Here is an 18,641-nt window from a genome sequence, read left to right as displayed (position 1 = left end):
GAAATAGAGGCTGAGACGAACCGTCCCAGACCTCTATTGTATCGTCTAGGGTGCTGTTACTTGCTTGATGCTGTTGTATCTGGGGCACCCTTCCAGATTGGAACATCAACACCATTTGATGATTCACTAATTAATTGGCCAATTTTCTTCGTTTGATAGACCTTGACTAAGGTCTTGATAGCATCTGCCTTGTCTGATTTTTTCCAATCGCCATTGGCACTGATGACATTGATAAATTTCTTAGAGCTTTCGCCTTTGACATCTTCAGTATAGATCGTTGTCTTATAGTCGATTTTAGAGGCTTGAGCGTAAGAGTTATTAATAACGGCAGCATCGACATCACCACTGCGAAGAATCTTAGGAAGCTGACCGCCATCAACCGTTGTAAAATCAAAGTTGTGTGGGTTATCAGTGACATCTTTGACTGTTGCTAGGTCCCCTTCTTTGGTTGATAATTTAATCAAACCAGCAGACTGTAGGAGAAAGAGGGCACGGCTTTGGTTAGACGCTTCATTGTTAAAACCGATTTTAGCACCATCTGGGATATCTTTGACATCAGAGTAAACTGCTTTATTACCCTTGGTCTTAGAAAAGAGGCGGATAGGGCTGATCAAAGTATCACCTACAGAAACGATATTAGTCTTATGAGTATCGTTCCACTCATTCATGAAGTCGTAGGTTTGGAAGGCATTGACATCAATATCACCAGAGTCTAGCGCATCATTAGGTTCAGAGTATTTTGCAAACTCTACGAACTCTAATTTGACTCCTTCCTTCTCAGCATCTTTTGCAACCTGATCCCAGATAGGTTTAGACACTTCATCCAGAGTCATAACACCGACTCTCAGGGTGCTTTTATCGCTTTCTTTATTACCACAAGCTACAAGAATAATGGATGCTAGGGCGATGAGCCCAAAGGCACCTAAAAATTTTTTAAAGGTCATAGCTAGTCTCCATTTCTATTAGTTATGTCCCTATTATCCCACAGCCCTCTTGTCCTTTCAAATTGTTTATAATTGTATATACATATAGGTAAAAACTATAGGATGTCTCTAGACAGAAGAAAAGAGGGAATTTGGGATAACTTTTAAAAATAAAAAACAAGGAGGATCATATCCTAAACGGATTGATTCCTACCTCGCTATTATTAATTATTATTTTGTAGGGACTTTCATTTCATCGGCTACTGGTGCATAGTCTTCCTTACCTAGGTATTTCTTAGATAATTTAGCCAGGGTGCCATCTTTTTGAAGCTCTACCAAACGCTTATTGACAAAGTCTTGAAGGTCTTTTTGATCATTTCCAAAGACAAAATAAACAGAGTCATTAATATCAGCACCGATATCTTTGGTATCAAAGTCGATCAGTTTAATGTCTTTAAGGTTTTGTTCTTTGACAATTGATTTAACTGATTGAGTTTCAAAGATCTTATAGTCATACTTACCATTGTTGACATTGCTCAGCATTTGACTGATATCTTCCTTGGTATAGTTTACCTTGGTTTGATCATTACTGTTCTTCTTGTTGTAGTCTTCTAGCATAGAAGCTGTTGATGTCCCAGCAACAACCTGTGTAGACTTACCAGTGATATCATCAATACTATTGATACCGCTATCCTTGTTAACCGCTAAGACCAAAGGATTTTTGGCAATAGGGTTAGAATAGAGGAAGTTCTTACGTTCTTCATTGTAACTAATATTATTACCTGCCATTTGGAATTTACCTTGCTGGACACTGGTGAAGAGCGATGACCATTCCGATTTTTTGAATTCTACTTCATACTTATCAGAATCCTTAAAGACAGCCTTTGCGACTTCAATATCGTAACCAGTCAACTCGCCCTTTTTTTCTGAGTAAGAGAAGGGGCGAGTAGTCCCTACTGTCCCGAAGATAACTTTCTCTTTTCCGGAATTAGAAGATGACTTGCCTGAACTACATGCTGCCAAGATGGCAACAGAAGCCATTGCAACAGCACTGATCTTCAAAATATTTTTAAGCTTCATGTTACTTCTCCTCTAGTTATATAGTGAATTAATCATAGCACCTTTACAAAAGGACTACAAATATTTATAACTTATCAAGGTGATAAAAAATAATTATCACCTACCTCATATCAGGCTACCTTAGCTGGTTTAGGCTTGGCACTAAGACAGCTCTAAGAAGCAGGCGAGCAGGATTTTCTCACAGGAGCTCTGTCCCTGATGAATCTTGCTTGATCTTTCCTGCCTTCATGAGACTGCCTAGCGCCTTTTTAAATTGACTCTTAGAAATAGCAAACGTCGCCTTGATATCCTCAGGTGAGGACTTATCATTGAGGGTCATAAATCCTGCATTGGCCTCTAAGTAGGTCAAAATCATTTGGGCATCATTTTCTAACATTTCAAATGAACGTGGTTTCAATGACAGATTAAGTGTACGATCTGCCTGTCTAAATCCAATAACACGGGTCTGAAGTTCCTCACCCAGACGAGGCTCTTGATAGCGTTCACTGGGATGGATGAAGCCCAACATATTATTGTCAGGCAGATAGACAAAAGTTCCAGATAATTTTAGGCGGTAGACAATCGCTCGTAAATTTTGATTGTGCATATTATCATAGGCTGGTCTGGCTATATGTTGGAAGACTTCTGGATCTGCTGGTGTAGCCCAAATACGGTCTTTTTTATCCAACTCTAGCTTGACATAGAGTTTATCCCCTTTTTTGGGCCAGAGTTCCTTAAGTTCTGGCAAGACATCTAAGGATACTACGACTTGCTTGTCAGGAAGTCCCGTATCAACAAAGACACCTAGATCACGACGAACCTCTGTCACTTCACCCCAGCCATAGCGATCACGGGACGCTGTGATAGGAAGTGTGGTCAGGCGCAACTTTTGGTGCTGATCCATATAAGCAAATCCCTGGACCATATCACCGAGGGCATACTCTCCCTCGCTTTTATCTAGGGCTAAGGTTTGCCCATCTTTTTGGGCAAAGTAAAATCTGTCATTTTCATCTGTGACCATAGCCATGATGGTCTGCGCTAGTAAGTTATTCATCTTATATCCTCTTGAAAAAGCCCGAGACGTTCATGACTACCTCAGGCTATCTTTTTTATTATTAAACTGTTAGGATTTCTTTTTCCTTCTCAGCAATCATGCTATCAATTTTCTTGATCGCTTCATCCGTCGCTTTTTGGATATCATTTTCCAGAGTCTTCAACTCATCTTCTGTGATTTCTTTGGCTTTTTCTTGCTTTTTAGCTTCATCCATGGCATCACGGCGGATATTGCGGATGGCAATTTTAGCGTTCTCACCAGTCTTCTTGACTTCCTTGGCTAACTCTTTACGAGTTTCTTCAGTCAGAGCTGGAATCACCAAACGGATGACAGAGCCATCATTAGCGGGGTTAATCCCAAGATCAGACTCATTAATAGCACGCTCGATATCCTTGATAGATCCCTTATCAAAAGGTGAAATCAAGAGAACACGTGCTTCTGGCACAGTGATGGAAGCTAGCTGATTTAGAGGAGTAGGAGCACCATAGTACTCCACTTCGATACGATCCAGAAGGCTAGCATTAGCACGGCCAGCACGGATAGCAGAAAATTCCCGACCAAGGGAATCATGTGAGTGGGTAAAACGTTCCTTTGCAGTTTCTACGATTGGGTTTGCCATGTTTTCTCTCCTTATTGCTTATTTTGATGGGTTATTTGAAACTGTTGTCCCGATGGTTTCACCAAAGACAACACGCTTGATATTGCCTGGCTCATTCATATTGAAGACTACTAAATCAATATCATTGTCCATGGACATGGTTGCTGCGGTGGCATCCATAATCTTGAGCCCTTTCTTGATGACTTCGACATGGGTCAGTTCGTCAAACTTAACAGCATCCGCATTTTTACGTGGATCATCATTATAAACCCCGTCAACACCATTCTTAGCCATTAGGATGGCGTCAGCTTCGATTTCCGCTGCACGAAGGGCTGCGGTGGTATCGGTTGAAAAATAGGGGGATCCAATGCCAGCACCAAAGATGACGATGCGCCCTTTTTCTAGATGACGAAGGGCACGCCCCCGGATATAGGGCTCTGCTACAGACTGCATGGCAATAGCTGTCTGCACACGTGTATCAACGCCAACCTGCTTGAGACTGTCAGCCATAACCAGAGCATTCATGACAGTACCAAGCATACCTGTATAATCGGCTTGAACACGATCCATACCAGCATCGGCCGCTGGCTCTCCACGCCAGAGATTGCCTCCACCGATAACTAAGGCAATCTCAACGCCAGACTCATGGACTTCTGCGATTTCCTTAGCCATCTTTTGGACAGTAGGAAGATTGATACCAACACCTTTTTCCCCTGCCAAGGCTTCGCCTGAGAGCTTGATCAGCACGCGCTTATACTTTGGTTCTACCATTTCCTTCTCCTTCTATCATATCTTAAGTGATGATTGACACTAGCGGTATTTTCCCTAGAACTATGAAAGGAACATCTATACTAATAGATGAGGGAGTTCCACTCTTTCTTAAGGAAAACAGCCGTGTCTCCACTTGACCTTATCCTATTTATTTTATCATAAAAAAAGGTGTTCTCCTAGCAGTTTTATAGATAAAATTTCTTCTAAGATAGGGGATAAGGTTTGACTTAGTCCAATCTCTTATCCCCATTGGCCCTAGCAATTTTATTTTTCTGTTATAATGGTCGGTAATAGATACCCGCATGCACAAAGGTAGGACTAATAATGATAAATGCACGAAAACTACTACAAGAAAACTATCTCACTAGGCTAAAAACAGATTCTCGTCTCTTTATTGGTGTTGAATTTGAATTTCCCATTGTTAGCCTGGATAAATCCTCGACTAATACTAATGTCACCAAGGCTCTTCTTGACTACCTTGGAGGGTTAGAGGCTTTTACGATTGGAAAACGTGACCAAGATGGACATGCTATTGAGCTGATTCACAGTCCCAGTCAAGACCATATCGTCTTTGAATTTTCCTATAATGTGATCGAGTTTGCCTTTGAAAAAGCAGAAAACATTGAAGAGATCGAGAGACGCTTCAAGGACTATCTGGCCCTCATCCAGCCTTGGCTAGCTGAAAGAGGGCATGCTCTCCAAGGACAAGGTATCCATCCAAGCTGGGCTGAGAATGATAATAGTCCCATCAAGACTTCTCGCTACCTCATGCTCATGCGCTATTTACAACTTGGCAAGACCCTAGAAAGAGCTGACTTTCACCATTTTCCAGACTATGGAGGCTTTATCTGCGGCAATCAGGTTCAGCTGGATGTAACGGCAGCTAACTATTTAGACGTGCTCAATGCGTTTAACAAGGTCGAAGCCGTCAAGGCCTATCTTTTTGCCAATTCGCCCTTTGACGGTGCAGACTGGGACACCCTGATTTCTAGAGATATTTTCTGGGAACAATCTATGCACGGTTATTATGAAGAAAATGTCGGCATTTTTCCACGAGAGTTTGCCGATACAGAAGACTATCTGGATTGGCTGGAGCTCAGTTCGATATACACGGTTGAGCGTGATGGTCAGATTTATTATTTTTCACCGATTCGTGCTAGAGACTTTTTAGCTCAAGAGAGCGTCTTAGCCTATGCTCTTGATGGTAGTCAACATGTCATCGTCCCTCGTCCCGAAGATTTTCGCTGGCACCGTGCCTACCACTATCAGGACTTGACCAAGCGGGGGACTGTTGAATTCCGTAGCACCTGTGCTCAAGCACTCGATCAGTCTTTTGTTCCTGTTGCCTTTCACTTAGGTCTTATGGCCAATCTAAATCGTCTCAAAGATCTCCTCAGGGATGAGCCGCTGTTTCACTCCTTTGATCATGACTACAGGGCTATGAGACGCTACTTCTCAAAACCAAGACTTGAGTCACACTATTTAAAAGATATTCACGCCCTTAGCCAACGTGTCTTGGACTGTGCAGAAAGTGGACTCAGGCAACGTGGTTATGGTGAGGAAAGTTATCTAGCTGATCTCATAGCCAAATTAAAATCTGACTACCTACGCTAGTTTGGATTGACTTTTCATCTTTAAAAACCGCTTCTCTAAAGGATAAAATTATCTCTAACCTTTGGGAAGCGGTTTTTGTACGGGGGTTATGATCTTGTGATTTGAACGCTGGTTCCTTGACCAACTTGACTGCTAATCGCAATAGTCAAGCCAAGCCTGTCCAAGATTTGCTTGGTCATATAGAGACCTAACCCTGTAGCCTTCTGGTGCTCGTGACCATTATAGCCTGTAAAACCTTCTTCAAATAGTCTGGGAAGATCTTCCTGTAATATCCCTATTCCTTGGTCACTGATAGATATACCTTGCTCAGTCATGGTCAAGGTGATTTGGCTATCGTCATGGGAGTATTTAATAGCATTGTCCAGAATCTGGGCTAGGGCAAAGGTCAGCCATTTTTTATCCGTCTCGACCTGCCAATCACCCTCAATGCTCACCGATAGATTTTTAGCAAGGCAGAGGGTGCGATAGGTCTTAACAAGATCGACAGAGAGCTCTCGCACAGAAGTCTTCTCAAAACGAAAGTCATCATTGTACTGGCTAAATTTTAGGTAGGCTAATAAGGTGTTGAGATAGTTTTGGAGCCGTTGCAGTTGCTGCTCGACTTCGTTCTTGTCCAGCTGCTGAGTTTGGGCCATAAGCGATAGAGCAGAGATCGGCACCTTCATCTGATGGGACCACATTTTAATCATGGCTTCTAGACGATTGCGGTCTTGCACTGTATCCAATAGGATCTCAGCTTCCTTGGCTTTTAGATCAGCGATAATAGCCTGGTAACTTTTGTCACTAGGGGACTGCCATCTTTTAAAATCCGACAGTTCAACATGAACCGCAGTATTATTTAGCTGTTTTAACTTGCTGGAAAAACGGCTATAAAGCCAGAGACTAAAGCCAAGAAACATCAGAGTATTAAAAGCTAGCGTATTGATAAAATAGATCAGAGGCAAATGGTAGAGCCAAAAGTTCAAAAGGAAGAGGACAACCATGAGAGCGTATATCAGATACCAAAGCCCATATTCCTTGATAAATTTCCTAATCATTTGATGATATAGCCTACTCCTCTCACTGTATGGATATGGTTGAAAGCCAAGGGGCTGACTTTTTTACGCAGACGGGTCATATTGACATTTAAGGTGTTTTGGTCGATAAAACTCTCATTTTCCCAGAGCTTTTCCAGCAATTCTTCCTTGGAAACCACTTGATCCTTGTGGGAAAGTAAAATGGTTAAAATCTTATTTTCGGTTGGTGATAAGGTCACCTGCCTATCACCGTTAGACAAAAGACCGTCACGTGTCAGACTAAATTCACCTATATGCAGAACATCAGCCGTAAACTGCTGGGCTCTGCGTAGAAAAGCTGAGATTTTAGCATCTAAAAGGGGCAGCGAAAAAGGTTTGGCAATAAAATCATCACCGCCCATATTGAGTGCCATGACCATGTCCATCTCATCGTCGCTAGAGGAGATAAAGATAATAGGCAGAGTCATGGACTTGCGAATCTCTGTTGTCCAATAAAAGCCATTGAAATAAGGCAGGGTAATATCCATCAATATGAGATCAGGTTTGAACGCTTCAGCTTCTTGACGGACATCACGAAAATTGCGGACACTGGCCACCTGATAGCGGTCTGATAAATGCTGGCTAAGGAGCGATACGATGGTCGGATCATCTTCAACCAGATAAATTTTCCCTTTGGACTGATTCATAGGCGTCCTTTCTAAAGCTAATTTCTCTAGGGAGATTATTAGTCATTTTAACATAAAAGGCCCTGAGTCGAAACTGCCGACCCAGAAGCCCAGGGAGTAATTCTTTGAGATTAGCGCTCAATCAGACGGTAGTATGTGCGACTGGTTAAGCGATAGATGATAAAGTAGATCAAAGCGATAAGCGCAACCGTTATAAGGCTGACAAGGTAGACCAGATTGGAGCTGGATACACCAAAAGCTAGAAGCAGCTGCTTAAGCATGGGAATAGCCATGACAAAGTGCAAGGCAGCAAAGGCCAGGGGCATAAAGAAGACAAGGATAATTTGTGAATTGATGGTCTTTTTTACCTGTCCTTCACTCATACCGACTTCTTGCAAGATACGATAGGACTTCTTGTCTTCATGCCCTTCAGAATATTGTTTATAGTAGATAATCAGGGCTAAGCCCAAAATGAAGCTGCTGCCTAGAAGGACACCTGTGAAGAGTAGCCCGCCGAATATCCTATAGCCTTCTGCTAGGTAGTCTTGGCGCGTGTCCAAGATCCCATCATCACCAATAATGCTATTATTGACATCTGGCGCAACTTGCTTGATCTCCTTATCAGATAAATCCAGATAGGCTGTATAATTTTCACTAATTTCTGTCATCTTAGATAGATAGGGGTTGTAAGCTGCTACTATAGCCTTGGCTTCCTGGCGATTGGAGACGACTAGGACACCTGAATTGTAGGTCGTTGCAGCGTCTGGCATCTTCACATCTTTAAAGTTTTTGACAACGTCGTAATGCCGATCAAATAGATCAAGGCTTTTTAGCTGGCTGTTCCCCTTTTGGATATAGAAGGCTGCTTGTTTCTTTTTCAGGTTGGGGAAAGCGTTTCCTAATCTACGGAAATCAGATTGGGTGATAACATAGATAAACCCTTGCTTTATAGCACCTTGAGAGATAGTATCAGCCGTCACTTGGATAGACTTTTGCTTGCCTACGGGCATAAATATCATATTGGTTGTATAGTCTATCAGGTTCTTGTCTGATTTATCCAATTTGTCTAGAACATTTGCTTGTAGCTGTTTACGACCATCAGCATTCTTGGTACTATACCTAATTCGAACAGACTTTGGGAAGGTCTCTCTAGCTATATTTTGGGTATTGCTGTAGAGGGACACTGTGGTGGCGATGGTGACCAGAGCCATGACCGCTAACAGGGTGATGCTAGCTAGCCCTGTCGCATTTTGCTTCATGCGAAAGATCATCTGCGAGGTGGTCACAAAATGTTCGGGCTGGTAGTAATAAGCCTTGTTTTTACGACGGTGCTTGAGGTACCAAGTCATAAAACTGATGTAAAAGAGATAGGTCCCTGCAATAACCAATAGCACAGCGATAAAGAAACGGTAGAGGACCACGAGAGCTGCAGAATCGGTAGATGTTAAAGCAAGATAGTAAGCCCAACCCAGTGATAAGAGTCCAGCTGCTGCTAGGATAATATTGCCACGAGGTTCTTTTTCCCCTTGCTCCTGCTTACTGAAAAGGTTTAAGGGAGAAGACTTTCTGATATGCCAGAGGGCTGTCAGCTCCAAGACTAGAAAGATCCCTGCAAAAATCAGAATGGTCAGAATAAAGGGCAGGATGGTCAGTTTTAAATTAAGCCTGTTATAGTCGATAATATTGACAAAAATGAGGTAGAGAAACTTTGAGAAAACGGCACTGAAGACAGAACCTATGAGAGTTAATCCCAAAAAGATGATCCCCAGCTCCAGCGTCGCTATAAAACTGACTTGGGTCTTGTTCATTCCCAACATATTGTAGAGTCCGAATTCACGGCTGCGCTGCTTGAGTAAGATCTTGTAACTATAGCGCTCCATGATGATAGAAAAGATGGTCAGGACAAAAAGTCCTAAAACCAAGGTCGTAGCTCCAGTGCTCATCTCTTTTCCCATAGGGCTGAGTAAAATCAGCCACGATGAACAAAGCAGGGAGAAAAGCAGGAGGCTGGCCAGCATGAAGGGGCCGTACTGACTCGTGGAGTTTTTGAGGTTGCGAACAGCCATTTTTAGATAGAACATCCTACTCACCTCCTAGTAGCGCTGACATGGCTAGCGAAATTTCCTTACTAAAATCTTTATTGCTTTTCTCACCACGGTAGAGCTGGTGGAAAATCCGACCGTCCTTGATGAAAAGAACACGCTTGGCATGACCTGCAGCATTGGCCGAGTGGGTGACCATGAGCAAGGTCTGACCATCCAAATTAATAGTTTCAAAAAGATTGAGCAGGTCTTCCGAGTTACGATAGTCTAGGGCTGCTGTAGGTTCATCAGCTAGCAGAACCTGAGGATTGGCCATAAGGCTTCTAGCTACGGCTACTCTTTGCTTTTGCCCACCGGATAGCTCAAAAGGGCGCTTGTCCAATAATTCTTGGATCCTGAGCAAGGGAGCCAGTTCATTTAAACGGTGATTCATTTCCTGATAGGGTTTTCTATCCAAGACCAGAGGCAAAAAGATATTGTCTCTTACAGAAAGGGTATCCAGCAGGTTAAACTCCTGAAAGACAAAGCCTAGATTTTTCAGCCGAAAACTAGCCAGCTGGCTCTCTTTGATCTTAGTAATATCACGACCATTAAGCATGACGGAGCCTTCCGTTGGTTTCTCTAGGGTCGCCAGAATATTTAAAAGCGTGGTCTTACCAGAACCCGACTCGCCCATAATGGCGATAAATTCGCCATTATCAATCTTAAAGTCGACATCTTGCAGCGCATGGGTCTCTTCCTTGGAAAAGCGCGTGCGGAAAACTTTCTTGAGATGATTAATTTCTAATAGCATTGCTAGCCTCTTTTCTATTTATGATAAGCCAAAATGACTCTCAACATGCAGCTGGAGTGAGCCAAATGGACTTCTTATCTTTAACCACCTTTAGTTTACCGAAAATTTCCTCCCTGAACCTTACAATTTGGCTCTGCATTCTTACAATTTTGTAAGAAAAAGACACTTGCTGTTGGAGTTTTGAGGATAATAAAACCAAGCCCATAATAAGATGGACTTGGTTTTAATTTTTTCCCTTAAATCTATAAACCTCTGAGCGTTTGGCTACATGGACATTCATAATGATAAACTTTTCATCATCAACCTGAGCAATGATTCGATAGGAACCTACACGAAAACGAACATAACCTGAAAGATTTCCTGTTAGGTATTTCCCTGGTGCTTTTGGAAAGTTAACATCTACCAAATGTTTATCAATCCATTTGGCAATCACCTTCTGTGTTCCCCTATCCAGTTTATCCATGGCCTTGAAAAAGGTCGAAGCATAGCGAACCTGATATTTAGCCATAACGCTTCATCATGTCATCGTGAGAGTAAGTCACTTGTCCATCATCAAACCACTCCTGCATAGCCAAATCAGCTTCCTGGATATCATAGAGATCTTCCAATTTTTCTGCCAAAACCTGCGCAATAAATTCGGATTTGCTAATATTGTGGGAACTCGTCCACAAAGTCAGTTTTTCATTTAACTCATCCGACAAACGAACTGAAGTTGGTACAGCCATGAAATCACTCCCTTTAAATTTTTATTTTGTAGTTATATTTTACTACAAAATGGAATAGGAAACAAGTGGAAAGGCGTGCTTTGCTTATTATTCGGAAAAATATCAAAAAAACTTATATAAACAAAAAGATTTAAAATAAAGAATATACTACAAATAAATTTTACTTTTTCATTAATTCATTAATTAGAATTCTTGAGCTACCAAATTCATTCTCAAACATTTGATCAATAATATCTAAACACATTTCAGCAACTTCATCTCCCTTATGTTCATCGTAAAGAGTTAGTATTAGTTTTGAGATGCGCTCCTCCACTAATCTAATATAATAAGGTTCTATTTCTAAATCCAAATTTTTAGATAAAAGTTTTGGTACTGTTTCAAAAATAATTTCCTCATATTCTAAAATTGATACTTGTTTTTCAAGAAACTTTAAAAAATAATAGTATAACTTTCCTCTATATTTAGAGGTTAATAAGCTAATTATCAAATCTTTATCTTCTTCAACATCCAGCAAACCTTTTAAAAATAATTGCGGTAGAATGTTTTCTAAATTAACATCATCATTTACTAAATAATATGATACGATGTCCTTTGCTTTTCCTTTATTGTCTTTTATTTTTAAATAGTTAACCGCCATCTGACAAATACTTTCTGCTTGAAGTTCATCCCCACCGTAAACTTTTGACTTCATATCTCCTTTATTCAAATAAATTTCTGTAATCAAAGAGGATGATTTTTTGACAAGTAATTTATCATTTGAAGTAAATCCTGACTGTAATAAATCCTGAATTTTATCTTTATAATTATCATAAAATTTATGCACGATGTAATTACTACACCAATGTGCTAACATTCGTTCATCCTTATCATAAACTACTTCAAAAAGCTCTTTAGCAAATTCTTTGTCTGTTTCTAAGATAGTAGCAATAAGAAAAATAGAATTAAATCTTACATAATCAGTCTGATCGATAGCGAGTAAATATATAGTATCTCTAAAATATGGAATAGAATTTGGTGACAATGTTATTAATTTATCCAAAGCATGAATCCCATACCCTCTTAAAGTAGAATATGATTGTCTTACATAATCTTCTAAATTTTCAATTTTACTAAATTTATCTAAAGTATCTAATTTTGTTTGTTTTAAATACTCTTGCAATCTCTCTAGTACACTTGCGGACCAATTGACCTCTGGATGCTTATCTATTATAGCAAAGAAATGATATAGACTATCATAACTTTCTGAATCAATATAGTTCAGAAGAATCACCTCGATATCAGCTAATAAACTATCTGAAATCTCTTTCAGATCTTTGATAGCTCCCAACAGACCATAAAGATAATGTTTATTTATTTTATGCTCATAAGATAATTTTAAAAATAAAGGTATGTAGGTATGAGGTTCTTGAGAAACTGTATCTCTAAAATTTCTTGATAATTCAGCAGGTGAAGATTCAACAAAAACATGACGTTTTTCATCCCATTTAGATTGCCTCCTATCTTTTCTATTAATAAGAATTCTCTCCCATGACTTAGTAGAGACTACTTTACCATTTAATGGCGAAATCACACTTCCACTTCTTGACTCATAAAAAGAATCTTGAAAATTATTACTACGTTCTAAAACTTGCAATAATTCAGTTGCCTCTTTACTCATTCTTTCTTGTGGCAAAATCGGCAACAATCTATATTGAAGCTCTCCCCAAAACGGCCAATAAACTACATAATTATTTTGTGTTTTATTAGTATCAATGCGGCTTTGAAGCCTTTGCAATGCTTTAGGTGATAGGTAATGAATAATTTTATATTCTAATTGATTGTATAGTTCTAGTGAACAATTAGCTGATACTTTACCAATTAATCGTTTAGCTAAGACCATTTTTCTCTCATATCCCTCTGACTGCTCAAAGAGTGTTTTATCAAAGTCAACTAGTAAATATTTAATACATTTATCAGCATAGTCAATTGGTAAATAGTAAAGTGCATCTAAGATTAACTCGTTATAAAAACAATCACCTTTTCCCATATAATCTTTGTAATGTGTAAAGAAGGCCTCGGGTTCCTTATATGCGAAGTATTTATTTGCTTTATGGAGTATACTAATATAAAATCTTTGCACTCCATCTCTTTCTATCAATGCAAAATTATATTTCGATAAATTGATTTTTGAGAATTTTTTAGCAAATGGTAATAGGCGATTAACAATATAACTGTAATTTTCACTTATATACTCTTTAGAAATTTCATCAAAAATTTTCGATTCACTATAAAATCTATCTGTGTTATCTTTCTCTTGATACTGTTCTAGGAATAAAACTAAAATATCAATCGTATATCTATTAATATTTTTATAAAAATCGTCAAACCAGTCTATATTCCTCACACAAGTTTTCCAGTATTCTAATCTTAATTGAAAAAAATCTTCCGAGTCATTATGATAATCACTAAAAAAACAACCACGCCACTCATCTTTATTATCAGAAGTTCTAATTGATTGAGAAATAAATTCAATACTGTCACTTGTATAGTTTGGGGAAATACTGCTTAACAAATTAATAACCAATATTTTATTTTCAACTAACCACTTTGGTAAAATTCCTTCTTTTACTAAAAAATTAACGTATGAAGGATGTCCACTAATAACAGTTTGGCATATATGATTTTTAAATTTTGATTTTTGAATTAGTCCCCCTAAATATTGTAATATCTTTTCGGAAGGATTTTGTATACTAGCAATAATCTCGAAGAAAACAAATTTAAAATTAAATCTTATATCATCATTTTTTATTAATATATCTCCAAAATCCAAAAAATCTTTTTCAGATTCTTCCATCAGAGATTGTAGAAAAATTTGAAATTGATAACGCCTAGTAGGATTCTGCTGTTGCTTATTTCCAACTATATCATTCATACTCTGGCCAGAATAATAAGCGTCAATCATTTGCTCAGCAACAAAACAGTCTAAAAATGATTGATGACTGAAGGAAACCTTATTAGATTCCTCCATTAACATTCCTTGGCTAATCAAATATCGTAAAGCTCTCTCGCTCCCTCTAATCCTTCTTTTACTAAATACAATTTCTCCTGTATCAATAAATAAATTGACGAACTGTTCTTTTAAATTATTTAGGTCATCTTCACTTAAACCTGCTTCCCAGCATTTTTCAGATAAATCTCCCCACCATTTATCTACTAGATTATAGGTACTAGTTATTTGATAATACTCTGTTACATCACTAATCTGTTCCCAAATATAAAGATTGCTTGGTGTTTTTAATAACTGTTGTAGTTTACGAGGATAGCCTTGATATTTACCTCCTAAAATTCTCTGAACTTCTTCTTCTGAAAATTCGTCAACTGCAATTTTTTGCCAAAATTCATTATTATCTTTGTTTTTTTGCTCAAAAAGTGACATTATTCCACTATCATTAGCTAAATCATAACTCCTGCACACAAAAATAATAGAAATCTTGTTTTTTCTCTCTAGATTAACACTTTGTATTTCTCTAATCAACTCCAAACAAGTTGCAATAGAATTTTTAGAATTTCTAGCAGTCCATCTTAATGCGTCTAACTGGTCTAAAATTAATACTAAATGATCTTCCTTAGAAATAGCATCTAAACAAAAACTAATACTTGCCGGAAAACCTAACTCCTCACTCCATGACTGGGTTGAATTTTTAGGAATATGACTGTCGAGCTTTATATCTAAATGGAAAATCTGATTTTCATCACACCAATCAATAATATTTTCTGTTAAACCACTTTTTCCATTACCAGCTTTCCCATGAATAATAATAGACTTTCCTTCTTGAATATAATTTATACATTGTTCAAGTTGTTTACGAATTTCCAAACCAGAATTCAATACTTTAAAACGATTTTTATATTCATCATTTAATGCCCTTATTCTAGGCATTATCCGTGTGTCATGCGCTAAATTTCTATATTCTATTTTCTCCTTCTTAATAAATGATTCTAAATCTGTAATCGAAATCCACTTGCCAAAGATTTCACCATTTAAAATTAAATTAATAAATTTCGATTTTATACTATTAGCATCATCCAAAAAATATTGACTAATTCTATCGATTATAAACTCCTCATTCTCTGGATTAGGCTCTTGCCTAATTACTGTCCTGTTTAAAAAATCAATAATTTTATGAACGTCATTTTCAGTAGATAGTTTCATATATCTGATATAGTTATCAAATAATTTTTTCATCTCAGAAGATGTTTTAATTTGATAATCAATAAAAGACTGGACATTATCGTTTGTTTTAGCTCTATAAATCAAATCAGAAAAGTTCAAAAAAGGAAGAGGACTGACTAAAGCAACTTCTGTTCGTGAATCCCGTTCTAAGTGATTTCTCCAATTCTCCAGTATGCCTTTTTGATTTAAATCAGAGATAGTCCAAATTTCTTTCGTACCATTACGTCCCTTACACTGTTGCGCCTCTTTGTGTCCATCTTTATATTTTATCCAAACATCAACTCCTCTTTCATCCTCTCCAATAGCTTCAATTTTTATAGCCTCGATCTTTTCAGTAATAATATCAATAAATTTCAGCACAATCCAATTAAGTTCATACCTATTTCCTAATTTATCCGCTCTTCCTCCTGATTCAAATGGCATTACTAACTCTCCTTTTAGATAATATATACTCATTGTTATTATACCAAAAGCCCAACCTTTTAGGCTGGGCTTCATGTGTTTATCTTTCAAGCTTCTCCATCTCTTTAATCCGCTCTACTGTTGCATCGTATTTGGCTTGGTAGTCGGTTTGTTTGTCGCGCTCTTTTTGGACGATTTCTGGTTTGGCGTTTTGGACGAAGCGTTCGTTGCCGAGTTTTTTAGCAACCATGTCCAGTTCTTTTTGCCATTTGGCCAATTCTTTGTTTAGGCGTTCTAACTCTTCTTGGACATTGAGCAGGTCTGCCAGCGGCAGGAAGATTTCGGCGCCTGTGATGACGGCTGACATGGCAAGGTCTGGGGTGTCGATATCACTTGAGATTTCAAGTTTTTCAGGATTGGTGAAACGCCTGATGTAGTTGACATTAGCATTGAAGAAGCTTTCCAAGTCGCTGTCGCTGGTTTTGACAAGGATAGTGATTGGCTTGCTTGGTGCTACGTTGACTTCAGCACGCGCATTTCGAACACTACGAATCAAGTCTTTCAAACTTTCCACGCCTTTATGCGCAGCCTCATTTTCAAAAGCAAGATTAACCGTCGGATAGGCTGCTGTGACGATTGAGCCATCTGCATATTGTCCAAAGATTTCTTCCGTCACAAACGGCATGATTGGGTGGAGGAGGCGCAGAATCTTGTCTAGCGTGTAGAGGAGGACTGAGCGGGTAATCACCTTCTCGTCTTCATCGTCACTGTAGAGGACTTCCTTGGTCAATTCCACATACCAGTCGGCGAATTCATCCCAGATGAAATTGTAGAGGATATGACCGGCCACTCCAAACTCAAACTTGTCAAAGTTTTCCGTAACCTTGCCAATGGTCTCATTGAGGTTGTGGAGAATCCATTTGTCCGTGACATTTCCTGCTGTCCCCGCAGCAACCTTATCGACATTGGCTGTCGCTTGATCAAGTGTCAAGCCTTCATTGTTCATGAGAATATAGCGGGAAATATTCCAGATTTTGTTAATGAAGTTCCAAGCAGCATCCATCTTTTCGTAAGAGAAGCGGACGTCTTGCCCCGGCGCAGAGCCGTTTGAGAGGAACCAGCGCAGGGCATCGGCACCGTATTTATCGACAACATCCATGGGGTCGATACCGTTTCCGAGGGATTTGGACATCTTACGTCCCTGCTCATCGCGAATAAGACCGTGGATGAGGACATTCTTGAAAGGCTGGCGGCCAGTGAATTCCAAGGATTGGAAAATCATACGAGACACCCAGAAGAAGATGATGTCATAACCTGTGACAAGGGTTGAGGTTGGGAAGTAACGCTTAAAGTCTTCTGCTTCCGTGTCAGGCCAGCCCATGGTTGAAAATGGCCAGAGAGCCGAGCTAAACCACGTATCAAGGACATCTTCGTCTTGTGTCCAGCCGTCGCCTTCCGGTGCTTCTTCCCCGACATACATTTCACCATTGGCATTGTACCAAGCAGGAATCTGGTGACCCCACCAGAGCTGGCGGGAGATAACCCAGTCGTGGACGTTCTCCATCCATTGCAGGAAGGTGTCATTAAAACGTGGCGGATAGAAGTCCACACGATCGTCTGTATCTTGGTTGGCAATAGCATTTTTAGCCAGCTGATCCATTTTGACAAACCATTGAGTAGACAGGCGAGGTTCAACCATAACACCAGTACGCTCTGAGTGACCGACCGAGTGGGTCATTTTTTCGACTTTGACAAGGGCACCAATTTCTTCTAATTTGGCAACCGTAGCCTTGCGAGCTTGGAAGCGATCCATGCCGACAAATTCACCAGCCAGTTCATTCATAGTACCGTTGTCATTCATGACATTGACTTGCGGCAGATTGTGGCGCTGACCGACCAAAAAATCGTTAGGGTCATGAGCAGGCGTGATTTTAACGACACCAGTTCCAAATTCAGGATCCGCATGCTCATCGGCAACGATTGGAATTGGTTTGTTAACGATTGGCAGGATAACATTTTTGCCGATCAGGTCCTTGTAGCGATCATCATTTGGATTAACCGCTACCGCAACATCACCAAACATGGTTTCCGGACGAGTGGTTGCGACCTCAAGGGCGCGTGAACCATCTTCCAACATGTAGTTCATGTGGTAGAAGGCGCCTTCGACATCCTTGTGGATAACCTCGATGTCAGACAGAGCCGTACGAGCTTTGGGATCCCAGTTGATGATGAACTCACCACGGTAGATCCAGCCTTTTTTATAAAGCTCAACGAAGACCTTACGAACAGCCTTTGACAGGCCTTCATCAAGAGTGAAGCGCTCACGTGAGTAATCGACAGAAATCCCCATCTTGCCCCACTGCTCCTTGATGGTTGCGGCATATTCGTCCTTCCATTCCCAGACCTTGTCCAAGAAGTTTTCACGGCCGAGGTCGTAACGGGAAATCCCGTCTTCAGCCAAGCGAGCTTCGACCTTGGCCTGTGTAGCGATACCCGCATGATCCATGCCAGGCAGCCAAAGGGTATCAAAACCTTGCATGCGCTTTTGACGGATAATGATATCTTGAAGTGTCGTGTCCCAAGCATGTCCAAGGTGCAATTTCCCAGTGACATTTGGTGGTGGAATCACGATTGAGTAAGGCTTAGCCTTCTTGTCGCCAGACGGCTTGAAAACATCTTGGTCTAACCAAGTTTGGTAACGCCCAGCCTCAACCTCAGCTGGATTGTATTTTGGTGAAAGTTCTTTTGACATTAGTTTTGCTCCTT

Annotated in this window: 14 protein-coding genes; 1 reads left to right on the top strand and 13 read right to left on the bottom strand. The window is 39.8% G+C overall.

The window, feature by feature from the left end; genetic code table 11:
* Positions 1–56 precede the first annotated feature (56 nt).
* The 5 genes from AC4HAJ_RS03715 to pyrH form a co-directional block, all read right to left on the bottom strand.
* Positions 57–944: a MetQ/NlpA family ABC transporter substrate-binding protein gene (locus AC4HAJ_RS03715; RefSeq protein WP_491078816.1), complete on the bottom strand. Its 888-nt coding sequence runs from the start codon at positions 942–944 to the stop codon at positions 57–59.
* Positions 945–1,154: 210 nt separating this feature from the next.
* The gene (locus AC4HAJ_RS03710; protein WP_491078815.1) at positions 1,155–2,003 is read right to left on the bottom strand and encodes a transporter substrate-binding domain-containing protein; all 849 of its coding nucleotides are present in this window, start codon (positions 2,001–2,003) and stop codon (positions 1,155–1,157) included.
* Between the two features lie 178 nt (positions 2,004–2,181).
* On the bottom strand, positions 2,182–3,036 hold the full coding sequence (locus AC4HAJ_RS03705) for a CvfB family protein (RefSeq protein WP_491078814.1): 855 nt from the start codon (positions 3,034–3,036) through the stop codon (positions 2,182–2,184).
* A 61-nt stretch (positions 3,037–3,097) separates the two neighbouring features.
* Positions 3,098–3,655: a ribosome recycling factor gene (frr, locus tag AC4HAJ_RS03700; RefSeq protein WP_491078813.1), complete on the bottom strand. Its 558-nt coding sequence runs from the start codon at positions 3,653–3,655 to the stop codon at positions 3,098–3,100.
* An 18-nt stretch (positions 3,656–3,673) separates the two neighbouring features.
* On the bottom strand, positions 3,674–4,405 hold the full coding sequence (pyrH, locus tag AC4HAJ_RS03695) for a UMP kinase (RefSeq protein ID WP_491078812.1): 732 nt from the start codon (positions 4,403–4,405) through the stop codon (positions 3,674–3,676).
* 324 nt (positions 4,406–4,729) lie between these two features.
* Between pyrH and AC4HAJ_RS03690 the strand changes: the two genes are divergently transcribed.
* The gene (locus AC4HAJ_RS03690) at positions 4,730–6,019 is read left to right on the top strand and encodes a glutamate-cysteine ligase family protein (protein WP_491078811.1); all 1,290 of its coding nucleotides are present in this window, start codon (positions 4,730–4,732) and stop codon (positions 6,017–6,019) included.
* Between the two features lie 86 nt (positions 6,020–6,105).
* On the opposite strand, the gene AC4HAJ_RS03685 is transcribed toward AC4HAJ_RS03690, so the two are convergent.
* The 8 genes from AC4HAJ_RS03685 to AC4HAJ_RS03650 form a co-directional block, all read right to left on the bottom strand.
* Positions 6,106–7,056, bottom strand: coding sequence for a sensor histidine kinase (locus AC4HAJ_RS03685; RefSeq protein WP_491078810.1), 951 nt, complete (start codon positions 7,054–7,056; stop codon positions 6,106–6,108).
* A complete protein-coding gene (locus tag AC4HAJ_RS03680; RefSeq protein ID WP_491078809.1) occupies positions 7,053–7,721 on the bottom strand; it encodes a response regulator transcription factor in 669 nt (222 codons plus the stop codon). The genes AC4HAJ_RS03685 and AC4HAJ_RS03680 overlap by 4 nt, the downstream gene beginning before the upstream one ends.
* A gap of 110 nt (positions 7,722–7,831) precedes the next feature.
* Positions 7,832–9,781 carry an ABC transporter permease gene (locus AC4HAJ_RS03675; RefSeq protein WP_491078808.1) on the bottom strand — a complete coding sequence of 650 codons (1,950 nt, stop codon included), beginning with the start codon at positions 9,779–9,781 and terminating at the stop codon, positions 7,832–7,834.
* Between the two features lies 1 nt (position 9,782).
* Complete coding sequence (locus AC4HAJ_RS03670; RefSeq protein WP_491078807.1) at positions 9,783–10,535, bottom strand: ABC transporter ATP-binding protein; 753 nt, start codon at positions 10,533–10,535, stop codon at positions 9,783–9,785.
* Positions 10,536–10,758: 223 nt separating this feature from the next.
* Positions 10,759–11,043: a type II toxin-antitoxin system RelE family toxin gene (locus AC4HAJ_RS03665; protein WP_491078806.1), complete on the bottom strand. Its 285-nt coding sequence runs from the start codon at positions 11,041–11,043 to the stop codon at positions 10,759–10,761.
* Positions 11,036–11,260 (bottom strand): type II toxin-antitoxin system RelB family antitoxin, encoded by a 225-nt coding sequence (relB, locus tag AC4HAJ_RS03660; RefSeq protein WP_491078805.1) that lies wholly within the window; start codon positions 11,258–11,260, stop codon positions 11,036–11,038. Before relB ends, AC4HAJ_RS03665 begins: the two co-directional genes overlap by 8 nt.
* A gap of 160 nt (positions 11,261–11,420) precedes the next feature.
* Positions 11,421–15,986, bottom strand: a complete 4,566-nt coding sequence (locus AC4HAJ_RS03655) for a hypothetical protein (protein WP_491078804.1) — start codon at positions 15,984–15,986, stop codon at positions 11,421–11,423.
* Positions 15,976–18,627: a valine--tRNA ligase gene (locus AC4HAJ_RS03650; RefSeq protein ID WP_491078803.1), complete on the bottom strand. Its 2,652-nt coding sequence runs from the start codon at positions 18,625–18,627 to the stop codon at positions 15,976–15,978. The genes AC4HAJ_RS03655 and AC4HAJ_RS03650 overlap by 11 nt, the downstream gene beginning before the upstream one ends.
* Positions 18,628–18,641 lie beyond the last annotated feature (14 nt).

This window comes from Streptococcus sp. ALY_211 (assembly GCF_058314555.1).
This window is presented reverse-complemented; position numbering and strand designations above follow the sequence as displayed.